Raw genomic sequence first — 10,458 nt, 5'->3', positions numbered from 1 at the left:
AACGATGCGGGACAGGTTTTGTCGTCAGGCGCATTCATGCGCATCTGTGGCAAGGTTGCACAGCATCGTAGGGTGCGCATTCATGCGCACCGGCATGAAAATGTTTTCTTAGATAAACGTCATTGCGCAATAAATTGCGCCGCTACCATCCGTGCGGTTATCAGCGGCAACACATGGAAGGGATATCTGCATTATCCATTCGCACAAACCGTAGCGGCGCGATTCATCGCGCATTTCAATTACCGCACCGCGCTATCACGACGCCTGCAAATAATGCACTACCGACTGGTTCAGCGTATCCAGCTTCTCTTCCAGCAGGAGAAGCCCTTCGCGGATGACCTCCTGATCTTCAGCGCTTTGGCAGGCGCGCTCGATCTGCCCGCACAGATCATCGATCTCGCTGGCGTAAATGATCTGCGCCGATCCGCCCAGCCGGTGCAGCGACGAGGCCAGCGCCGTCCAGTCCTGCGCATCAAAATGATACCAGCACTGCTGCATATCGTTGCGGCTCTCCTCGCTGACTTTCTCCAGCATCTTCGCCACCATCGCATCGTCGTGATACACCATGGCGCGCAGCGATTCGAGCGACAGCAGCGCATCCAGCGCCGGCACTTCGGCGGCCGGCTCGTTGCTGCTCAGCAGCTCAGCCAGCTTGTCAATTTTCAGCGGCTTAAACAGGCAGGCGTTCATGCCCGCTTCAAGACAGCGCACGCGCACGTCCGACTGCGCATTCGCCGTCAGACCAAAAATTTTCACCGCGTTGCCGCTGCGGCGCAGGGTCTGCGTCAGTTCGATGCCGCTCATGCCCGGCATATTGCAGTCGGTAATAATCAGATCGAACGCCTGATGCGCCAGCAGCGCCAGCGCCTCTTCGCCGCTGCTGGCTTCGCTGATCTGCTGGCCCAGCTCGCTGAGCTGGCTTCGCAGCAGCAGGCGGTTGGCCGGATGATCGTCGACCACCAGAATATTCAGCTGTGGCAGCGCACGGCTGCGCGCCACGCGGGTTTTCTCCAGCAGCTTGCGCGCCCGGCGTGCCGGCATCATTACATTAAGCTGAATCAGCGTGCCGCGTCCCGGCTGGCTGTTGAGGTTCATGGTGCCCTGCATCTTCTCCAGCAGCTGGGCGCTGATCACCAGGCCAAGGCCGGTGCCGGTCTGCTTGCGTCCCTCTTCGGTCTGGGCAAACGGCTGAAACAGTTTGGCCTGATCGGCAGCGCTGATGCCCACGCCGCTGTCTTCGATCTCAATTTCCAGCTCCAGCGAACCGTCTTCCCACTCATGGCCGATCACCCGCACTTCCACGCCGCCTTCGTGGGTAAACTTGATGGCGTTATTGATGTAATTGGCGATCACCTGGCGGAAGCGCGCGGCATCAATAAACACTTCCAGCCCCGGCGGCGTGTCGCTGTGGTAGTGCAGCGTCAGATTTTTGCCGCTGGCCATGCCGTCAAACAACCGCACCACCGGCAGCACCAGCTGCTCGGTGCTGACCCACTCCGGCATCAGCTCCAGCTGGCCGCTCTCAATCTTGGCCATGTCGAGGATATCGCCAATCAGCCCCAACAGCGTGTTGGCCGACTCGTAGGCGATCTGAATGGCTTCATTGTCGCGCTGCTTGCGCCCTTCCAGCTCCAGCAGGCCGATGATGGCGCTGATCGGCGTGCGGATCTCATGGCTCATGGTGGCGAGAAACGAACTCTTGGCGCGGTTGGCTTCATCCGCCACCTTTTTCTCCGCCTGCAGCGCCAGCATCAGCAGTTCGTAGGCGGTAACATCCTGCCAGCCGCAGATCAGTCCGGTAATATTGCCCTGCGCATCGCGCTGTTCCTGCGCCCAGTGGTGCACCATGCGCGCTTCGCTGCCATTTTCGATCTCAATTTCCAGATCCTGGGCGGTATCGCCCCACAGACTGTTGTGCGCCAGCGCCACCAGCTCCGGATCGTTGACCGCTTCCGGGCTCATCAGCGGATAGAGTTTGCTGATGAGCGGCGACAGCGGATGGCGTTGATCGTAAAGCGAAAAGCTCAGGCGCTGCGCGTCGACGCCGGCAAAAAAGCGCTGAAACGCACCGTTAGCACTGACCACGTTCCAGTTGCGATCCAGCACATAGACCGGTGTTGGCAGGCCATTCAGCAGCGCATCGCGAAAGCGCAGTTCGGCCTGCAGGTCAGCTTCTGCGCGACGGCGATGCTTCACCTCTTTGCCGCGATAGTAAACCCACGCCAGACAGGCGATTAGCAGCAGCGCGGTCAGCAGAGTGATGGCGTAAAACTGCGCGCGGTACAGCTGCCAGGTGGTGCGCGTGGTCTGTGGTGTGCCCTGCCAGCGGCTGGCAATCAGCGAGATCTCGCTCGGCTGAATGTCGGCCAGCGCCTTATCAATAATGCTCAGCAGCTCCGGCTGATCGCGGCTGACGGCAAAGCTCAGCTCCACCGGCGGCAGCGCCAGACGCGACACGATCTTCAGCGGCTGCTGCGCGTAGCGCGCCAGTAACGTGTTCACGCTCAGCTGGTTATCGATCAGCCCGGCGACCTTGCCCTCCTGCAACAGCTGCAGCGCCAGGCTGGCGTTATCCACTTCAGACAGCTGCAGCGTGGGGAAGCGATCCAGCAGCGCCTGACGCGCCGGATTGCCTTTGACGATACTGAGCTTCATGCCGGGATAGAGCGCCTGCGGCGCATCGGGCTGGTCCGGCACCAGCAGCACCAGCGGCACCTTCAGGTAAGGTCGGGTAAAGCGCACCGCCTCCTGATGGCCGCCATCCTGCGCCACCGCCGCCAGCATCGCTACCTGATGTTGCTCCAGCTGCTGTAGGCCGTCATGCCACGAATACGCCGGCACCGGGGTGAAAAACAGCCCGGTGCGCAGCTGGATCAGATGCAGCAGATCGGCGCTAATGCCCTGAAATTCACCCTGCTCATCCAGCAGCGCCAGCGGTGCAGAGAACGGATTGAACGCCACTTTCACCTGCGCATGCTGCTGCAGCCACTGCTGCTCGCGCGGCGTCAGGCTGAGCGGCTCCTGCAAACGCCAGACGTCCGGCCGCTGCGTCCACTGCCGAGAAATCAGCCGCTGCTGTTCGCCGGGAATGGCGGCGATGGCGGCATTCAGCGCTTTCAACAGCGGCTGATTATCGGCTTTCACCACCAGACGGCTGCCGTACAGCGCGTCTTCCGGCAAAATCGCTGCCAGCGCCAGCTGATTGACATAACTGCGCTCAATCAGAAACGCTGCCGCCAGCAGGCTGCCGAGCGCGTAATCCGCTTCGCCACTGGCCACCGCCGCCAGCGCCGCCTGGCTGGAGGGATAACGCACTATACTGGCCTGCGGAAAACGCTGTTTGATTTGAGCATCGGTAAGAGAGCCTTCGCGCATGGCGAGGCGCAGCGGCGCATCGTAGGGCACCGGCTGTGAGGCCTGCTTCTCCGCGGCGATCACCACCGGACGATTGATGAGAAAACTGTCTGTCGCCCTGAAGGCCGCCGCATCGTGCAGTTCGCGCCCCGGCGAGCTAAACAAGGCGTCCGCCGCGCCGCTTTTCACCGCTGCCTGCGCCGCCGCCTGGCTGGGATAACGCACCATCACCGCCTGCACGCCAAGATTACGCGCCAGCAGTTGCAGATAATCGGCGTAGATCCCTTCCACGCTGTTGCCGCTGCCCGCTGCCTCCTGAAAGATCAGATAAGGCGGCAGCTCCGGTGCCCACACCGCGATGCGCAGCTCATGTTTAATGCGCAGCCAGCGCCACTCGTCACCGCTCAACTCAATATGCATCGGTGCCAGCTTTTCACGGCTGAACAACTGAAATATTTCGGGCTGCGGCTGGGCGGCCAGTAGCGGGCTCAACAGCAGCAGAAGCAGAGTGACCAGGCGCAGCATCGCTACTCCATATGATTACGATTGGCGAAGGTAAAGAGATCGCGCAGGCTTTTGCAGTGCAATTTCTCCAGCAAACGGCCTTTGTAAGTTGAAACGGTTTTATTGCTGAGATTCATGCGGTTAGCAATGCGCATGTTATCCAGCCCCTTCAACAGATAAGTGAACACCTGAAATTCCTGCGGTGACAGCGATTCCAGCAGCCGGATATCGGGATGAGTGCTGCTCTGTTCCGGTGGTGCATTAATACCGGCTAACGGAAAGTAGCCATAACCATTTTGTGCCGCCCGAATTGCGGTGATGATTTCCGGCAAATTGTCTTTTTTACTGATAAAACCATTTGCGCCACAGCGAATACTCTGTATTGCATAGAAACTCTGATTCTTACCTGAGACGATAATAATAATACCCGGAAAACTCCTGGCGCGCAGAGTTTTTACGACTTCAATACCATTTATCGAGTGAATATCAATATCCATTACGACGATTTCCGGGTAATGCTGATCAACCAGCTCGAGTGCTTCGCGACCATCATCAGTTTCGGCAATTAAGGTATGCCCTTCTTTTTCAAGTAAAAAAGTTACAGCCATACGCGCCATGGGATGATCGTCGACGACGATAAAGTTCGCCATGATTCATTTCCTGTCAGTAGCCAAATATAAACTTCCTCTATCCAACTATTAGACTAATAAATTCAACAAATAATCAATAATAATCAAATAACAAAACGTAGGCCATGTCCTACACGACACCGATGAACAATCCCATATCTTTGTAAGAACATTAATCGTATGATCTTTATGTCGCAATTAATCACCCTGTAAACAATTTCACAAACCGTCATAAAATAAGAGCACAAAAATGGGAATGGATATTCTGTTCAACACTGGTGACGATAATAAACCCAAAAAAATCATTATTGCGCTAAGCTGCAATTTTGCGCAGACCGGTTTACAAGAGCTTTGCCGTTCACTCCCGGGATGTGAAGTGCAAACGATACTGGGTGCGCCAGAAGCGATATCAGATGAGCTCATGTTTAGTTATGCCGATTTAGTGATTACCGACCTGCCTCGTGATGCGGCAGGTCTGGCAGAGTTACTTCTCATTCCTGAATGGTTCAAAGGCAGCACGTTGATTTTATTGGATGAAGAAGCTAAGGCGATGCGTCGCACACTCCTGGATGCAGACTTCAGTGATGTGGTAATGAAAAAAGAAAAATTAACGACGCTGCATCAGGTAATACATAATCTGCTGCAAGCTAACCCTGAGTCTATTGAAGAACAGTTAATCGGGAAAAACGCCCTCATACGTGAAAAACGCGTTATTTGTGCTTTATTACGCGGAGTGAAACCGTCGTTGATTGCACGGGAAATGGGACTGCACCCACGTGAAATCAGTCGTAGCAAAATTAATTGCCTGGCAAGAAGCGGTTTTTCATCGCTTAATGCCATGCTGGCGTGCGCATCAAGGACATCACAATGATGTCACTTTTAGTTAATAAAATTTTCTTGCGTTAACAGCGCTCGATTTTTGACACGGAGGGAATAATCCGATAACAACAAAATGCTAACTTTAACAGCGCGACAAAATTTTGTTGTAGCAGCATCCTTTCAGGCTTTAATTTCCCCTGCCATGGCGTGTCCAAAACAAATCAGACGTTAAATACAACCTATCCATACATCGCCTGTCTGGTCGAAAAGGAAAAATTTCCCGGCTGCAGGGCTAATCACCAGCCTTAGCTTACACCTTTGCGGCTGCAGTTCCCCCAGCGCCAGCGTGCGCGCGTCATTGAAATCCGTCACCAGCGCCGGAAAATGCGCCATGCCGTTAATCTGCGCCCGGTACTCGCGCATCATGCCGCGTCGCAGGTGCTGCACATCGTTAGTGAGCCAGCGCGGCAGGCTGTTCGCCAGCTGATGCGCTGCCACCGGCCCGCCGGTATAAGCCAGCAAACGCACGCGCGCCTGGCGCGGCGGCTGAATAAAGTGGTGAATGAACCAATCCATGTATGCGTCTTTCATCCCTGCGCTTCCCCTGTGCTGACCGGCTGGCCTCAGGCTATTTTAAGGACTGGCAGGTTTAAGGTTAATGAGACCAGGCCTACGCGCCGGTCAGTGCAGTCTGACAAATGGGGGAGATTCTTAGTCGTTTGGGTTTGGGTTTGGGTTTGGGTTTGCCCTCACCCCGGCCCTCTCCCGCAAGCGGGAGAGGGAGCGGTCCGCTGCGGGCGGGGAATGCAGTACGTAACATTTGTTAACCGGGAAGGCGCAGCGAGTGGAAATGTGAAAGGCATGCACTGGTCAGTTCCCTCTCCCGCTTGCGGGAGAGGGTTAGGGTGAGGGAAAAACCACTCGACTATTAAAAAATTAAACCGCCTGCGCGCACGCCCACGCTGAGCTCCACGCCCACTGGAAATTATAGCCACCGAGCCAGCCCGTCACGTCCACCACTTCGCCAATGAAATAGAGCCCCGGCACATCGCGTGCTTCCATGGTCTTAGACGACAGCTGCGAAGTATCCACGCCGCCCAGCGTCACTTCGGCGGTGCGATAGCCTTCGGTGCCGTTTGGCTGCACGCGCCACTGGTGCAGCGTAGTCACCAGCTCGCTCTGCTGCTTGCTGTTGAGCTGCTTCAGCGTCACGTCCGGAATCTGCTGCAGCTCCTGCAACACTTCCACCAGCCGCTTCGGCAGGATCTTCGCCAGGCTATTTTTCAGGCTGAGGTTGGGATGCGCCGCACGCTGCACGTCGATAAAATCGTCCAGCGCGGTCTCCGGCGACAGGTTGACGGTGACAAACTCGCCCGGCTGCCAGTAGCTGGAAATCTGCAGTACCGCCGGACCGGACAGGCCGCGGTGGGTAAACAGCATCGCCTCTTTAAACAGCGTGCCGTCCTGAGCAGTGATGGTGGTCGGCAGCGCCACGCCGGAAAGCGTGTTCAGCTGCTCCAGCAGCGGCTTATGCAGCGTAAACGGTACCAGCGCGGCGCGCGTCTGATGGACGCGCAGGCCAAACTGTTCCGCCACCTTATAACCGAACGGTGTTGCCCCCAGTCCCGGCATCGACAGACCACCGCTGGCGATCACCAGCTTGTCCGCACGAACCGCCGAGCCATTCAGCTGCAGCGTATAACCGTCGTCGTCGCGCGCCACGTTCAGCACTTCGCTGCGCAGCCGCAGCGTCACCTGGCCGGCTTCACACTCCTTCAGCAGCAGATCAACAATCTGCTGCGCCGAATCATCGCAGAACAGCTGGCCGAGAGTTTTCTCGTGCCAGGCGATGCCGTGACGATTAACCAGATCGATGAAATCCCACTGGGTGTAACGCGCCAGCGCCGATTTACAGAAATGTGGATTGTGCGACAGGTACGCCGCCGGTTCGGTGTAGAGATTGGTGAAGTTGCAGCGGCCGCCGCCGGACATCAGGATTTTGCGCCCTGCCTTCTTGCCGTTATCCAGCAGCAATACGCGACGGCCCAATTGCCCGGCCTGTGCCGCGCAGAACATGCCGGCCGCGCCTGCACCAATAATGATAACGTCAAACTTTTCCACGGCCATAACCCACCTGATTGAAAGGCGCTGATTGTAGAGATCTGCGGCTTTTCGCGCCAGCGACAAAAAATTGCCGTAAATGTGTCATATTGTAACTTGCTCATTTTGCGGTCTTTTTGCCTTTAATTACCTGCCGGATGACAAATTTAAGACAAAAAAGAGCTATATTTTTCTTTCCCATAGCGCACGTTGTCGCAGATAATGCGCCGCGTTCATGTCCTCCAAAATGGCGTAACGTTTATGCTACATCTGTTTGCTGGTCTTGACCTAAGCACCGGCCTGTTATTGGTTCTTGCTCTGCTGTTTGTGTTGTTTTACGAAGCAATCAACGGCTTTCACGACACTGCCAACGCGGTCGCTACAGTCATTTACACCCGTGCGATGCGGGCGCAACTGGCGGTTGTGATGGCCGGTGTGTTCAACTTCTTAGGTGTGCTGCTCGGCGGTTTGAGCGTGGCTTATGCCATCGTGCATATGCTGCCAACCGATTTGCTGTTGAATGTCGGTTCGGCGCATGGGCTTGCCATGGTGTTCTCCATGTTGCTGGCGGCGATTATCTGGAATCTCGGTACCTGGTATCTCGGCTTACCGGCGTCCAGTTCGCACACGCTGATCGGCGCCATCATCGGTATTGGTCTCACCAATGCGCTGATGACCGGCACGTCGGTGGTGGATGCGCTGAACCTGCCGAAAGTCATCAATATTTTCCTCTCACTGATTCTGTCGCCGATTGTTGGTCTGATCATTGCGGGTGGCCTGATTTTCCTGCTGCGTCGCTACTGGAGCAGCACCAAAAAACGGGCTCGCATCCACATGACACCTGCTGACCGCGAGAAGATCGACGGCAAGAAAAAGCCGCCGTTCTGGACGCGTATCGCGCTGATTGTCTCCGCCATTGGTGTGAGCTATTCGCACGGTGCCAACGACGGTCAGAAAGGCATCGGCCTGATCATGCTGGTGCTGATTGGCGTCGCACCGGCGGGATTTGTGGTGAATATGAATGCCTCCGGTTATGACATCACCCGCACGCGCGATGCGGTGAACCATCTGGAGCAGTATTACCAGCAGCACGGCCAGTCGCTGACGCACATCGTGCAGATGGCGCCACCGGCGGTGCCGACGCCGGAAGAGTCGCTCGGCGGCCCGCAGGAGTTCCATTGTGATAGCTCCCGTGCGCTTGATGCGATTAACCGTGCGCAGGGTCTGCTGGGTAATCTGCAGAGCTACAGCGATCTCACGCCTGACCAGCGCGGTCAGATGCGTCGTCTGCTGCTGTGCATCTCCGACACCGCGGACAAAGCCGCTAAGCTGCCGGAGACCAGCGCCGACGATAAGCGCTTCCTTAATAAGCTGAAAGGCGATCTGCTCGGCACCATTGAGTATGCGCCGGTCTGGATTATCGTGGCGGTCGCGCTGGCGCTCGGCATTGGTACCATGATTGGCTGGCGCCGCGTGGCGACCACCATCGGCGAGAAGATCGGTAAAAAAGGAATGACGTATGCGCAGGGCATGTCGGCCCAGGTAACGGCGGCGGTGTCGATTGGTATCGCCAGCTACACCGGGATGCCGGTTTCGACCACGCACATTCTGTCATCGTCGGTTGCCGGTACCATGCTGGTAGATGGCGGCGGTCTGCAAAGCCGCACCATCAAAAATATCGCGATGGCCTGGGTATTCACCCTGCCGGTGTGTATTTTGCTATCTGGCTCGCTGTACTGGATTGCGCTGAAGCTGATTTAACGCTTCAGCGTTGCAGGGTTCTGTCGTAGTGCGTTGCGAATACAACACAGCGCGCCGCGACAGAACCCGCTCCCCCTCTCAGTGCCAAATCGCTAAGGCGATCAGGCTCACCACCACCAGAAAACACAGCCCGCTGGTCAGAACAAACTGACCACGCACCCGCTCGCAGCGACGAATAAATTCATCGTCGTGATGATCGCGATAGCGTTTCTCCCAGATATAGCGCACCAGCCGCACCTGCTTGCTCGGCTGACCGTGGGACGTAAAGAAACCGGCACCATCAACATACTGATACAGCAACGGATCGCACCCGCGCAGCACCGCCAGCAGTGAGCGCAACGATGAGAAGTAACGCGCCATATTCACCAGACAAACCACACACAGAGCCCAAAAAAGCGCGATAGTGCTGATCATGTTCCCCTCCCGGCTGGAGCCGCAATGACGTTACCTGCAGCGGGGAAAAGCTGCAGACGCCCCACGGGAAATAAGCCAGCCACAGATGAATCGAATTGCATTGTTGTTATGCGGACCTGAGCGCGCTACCCGGACGGGAGTGGCCCTCATTTTCAGTGTAGGAGATCTGTTTAAATTTTTTCCAGCGATGATTTTCGTTCAGCGCGAGCGAAAAAAGCGATAACCCATGATCTGACTCACAGCCGGGCTTCGGTTTGCAGCATTTGCTACCCACTCTGGCTATACTCGGGATATAACAATTATTCGCCTGCGTGGCTGACATTGTGGTTGGTGGCGCTTCATCGCCGTTACGCGCAAAGGATTACGCCAGCCGAACGGCAGAAATTCGGTTGCCCCAGAATCTTGAGAAAGGAGTTTTATCATGGCTTATAAACACATCCTGATTGCAGTAGACCTTTCCCCGGAAAGCCAGTTACTGGTTGATAAAGCGGTATCACTGGCCCGTCCTTATGATGCAAAAATCTCGCTGATTCACGTTGACGTGAACTATTCAGATCTCTACACCGGGCTGATTGACGTCAACCTCGGCGACATGCAGAAGCGAATTTCGGAAGAGACACACACCGCGCTGCGCGAGCTTTCCACCAACGCCGGTTACCCGATTAGCGAAACCCTGAGCGGCAGCGGCGATCTCGGCCAGGTGCTGGTGGACGCGATTAAAAAATACGATGTCGATTTGGTGGTGTGCGGCCATCATCAGGATTTCTGGAGCAAGCTGATGTCGTCGGCGCGCCAGCTGATCAATACCGTGCATATCGATATGCTGATTGTGCCGCTGCGCGACGAGGAAGAGGAATAACCAGTAAAAATGCCCCTC

The 10,458-nt window shown here is 56.3% G+C and carries 8 protein-coding genes; 3 read left to right on the top strand and 5 right to left on the bottom strand.

From position 1 onward, the window contains the following. Nucleotides 1-255: 255 nt before the first annotated feature. Together OXR61_RS21805 and OXR61_RS21800 are read right to left on the bottom strand one after the other, a co-directional pair. Nucleotides 256-3,879, bottom strand: coding sequence for a transporter substrate-binding domain-containing protein (locus tag OXR61_RS21805; protein WP_021508112.1), 3,624 nt, complete (start codon nucleotides 3,877-3,879; stop codon nucleotides 256-258). A 2-nt stretch (nucleotides 3,880-3,881) separates the two neighbouring features. Beyond that, nucleotides 3,882-4,508 (bottom strand): response regulator, encoded by a 627-nt coding sequence (locus OXR61_RS21800; RefSeq protein ID WP_021508111.1) that lies wholly within the window; start codon nucleotides 4,506-4,508, stop codon nucleotides 3,882-3,884. A 229-nt stretch (nucleotides 4,509-4,737) separates the two neighbouring features. On the opposite strand from OXR61_RS21800, the gene OXR61_RS21795 reads away from it, so the two are divergent. Beyond that, nucleotides 4,738-5,358: a hypothetical protein gene (locus tag OXR61_RS21795; RefSeq protein WP_021312984.1), complete on the top strand. Its 621-nt coding sequence runs from the start codon at nucleotides 4,738-4,740 to the stop codon at nucleotides 5,356-5,358. A 176-nt stretch (nucleotides 5,359-5,534) separates the two neighbouring features. Here the strand turns inward: OXR61_RS21795 and OXR61_RS21790 are convergent, their stop codons facing one another. Both OXR61_RS21790 and OXR61_RS21785 read right to left on the bottom strand, forming a co-directional pair. Next, nucleotides 5,535-5,882, bottom strand: coding sequence for a hypothetical protein (locus OXR61_RS21790; RefSeq protein ID WP_136548270.1), 348 nt, complete (start codon nucleotides 5,880-5,882; stop codon nucleotides 5,535-5,537). 360 nt (nucleotides 5,883-6,242) lie between these two features. Further along, nucleotides 6,243-7,427, bottom strand: coding sequence for an NAD(P)/FAD-dependent oxidoreductase (locus OXR61_RS21785; RefSeq protein WP_031279812.1), 1,185 nt, complete (start codon nucleotides 7,425-7,427; stop codon nucleotides 6,243-6,245). A 240-nt stretch (nucleotides 7,428-7,667) separates the two neighbouring features. Between OXR61_RS21785 and pitA the strand changes: the two genes are divergently transcribed. Continuing rightward, complete coding sequence (pitA, locus tag OXR61_RS21780; RefSeq protein WP_021508108.1) at nucleotides 7,668-9,167, top strand: inorganic phosphate transporter PitA; 1,500 nt, start codon at nucleotides 7,668-7,670, stop codon at nucleotides 9,165-9,167. A 78-nt stretch (nucleotides 9,168-9,245) separates the two neighbouring features. On the opposite strand, the gene uspB is transcribed toward pitA, so the two are convergent. Further along, entirely contained in the window at nucleotides 9,246-9,581 is a 336-nt protein-coding gene (gene uspB / locus OXR61_RS21775; RefSeq protein WP_010618665.1) for a universal stress protein UspB, read from the bottom strand. Between the two features lie 421 nt (nucleotides 9,582-10,002). Here uspB and uspA point away from each other — a divergent pair, with 421 nt between their 5' ends. Then, nucleotides 10,003-10,440 (top strand): universal stress protein UspA, encoded by a 438-nt coding sequence (uspA, locus tag OXR61_RS21770; RefSeq protein WP_021508107.1) that lies wholly within the window; start codon nucleotides 10,003-10,005, stop codon nucleotides 10,438-10,440. The last annotated feature ends 18 nt before the right edge of the window (nucleotides 10,441-10,458 follow it).

This window comes from Pantoea sp. GM_Pan_4, assembly GCF_026541005.1.
GTDB classification, from domain to species: Bacteria; Pseudomonadota; Gammaproteobacteria; order Enterobacterales; family Enterobacteriaceae; genus Pantoea; species Pantoea dispersa.
This window is presented reverse-complemented; position numbering and strand designations above follow the sequence as displayed.

Bases quoted from the DNA above. Each gene is read 5' to 3' on its own strand.
- OXR61_RS21805 (WP_021508112.1), bottom strand. From the start codon at position 3,879: ATGCTGCGCCTGGTCACTCTGCTTCTGCTGCTGTTGAGCCCGCTACTG.
- OXR61_RS21800 (WP_021508111.1), bottom strand. From the start codon at position 4,508: ATGGCGAACTTTATCGTCGTCGACGATCATCCCATGGCGCGTATGGCT.
- OXR61_RS21795 (WP_021312984.1), top strand. From the start codon at position 4,738: ATGGGAATGGATATTCTGTTCAACACTGGTGACGATAATAAACCCAAA.
- OXR61_RS21790 (WP_136548270.1), bottom strand. From the start codon at position 5,882: ATGGATTGGTTCATTCACCACTTTATTCAGCCGCCGCGCCAGGCGCGC.
- pitA (WP_021508108.1), top strand. From the start codon at position 7,668: ATGCTACATCTGTTTGCTGGTCTTGACCTAAGCACCGGCCTGTTATTG.
- uspB (WP_010618665.1), bottom strand. From the start codon at position 9,581: ATGATCAGCACTATCGCGCTTTTTTGGGCTCTGTGTGTGGTTTGTCTG.
- uspA (WP_021508107.1), top strand. From the start codon at position 10,003: ATGGCTTATAAACACATCCTGATTGCAGTAGACCTTTCCCCGGAAAGC.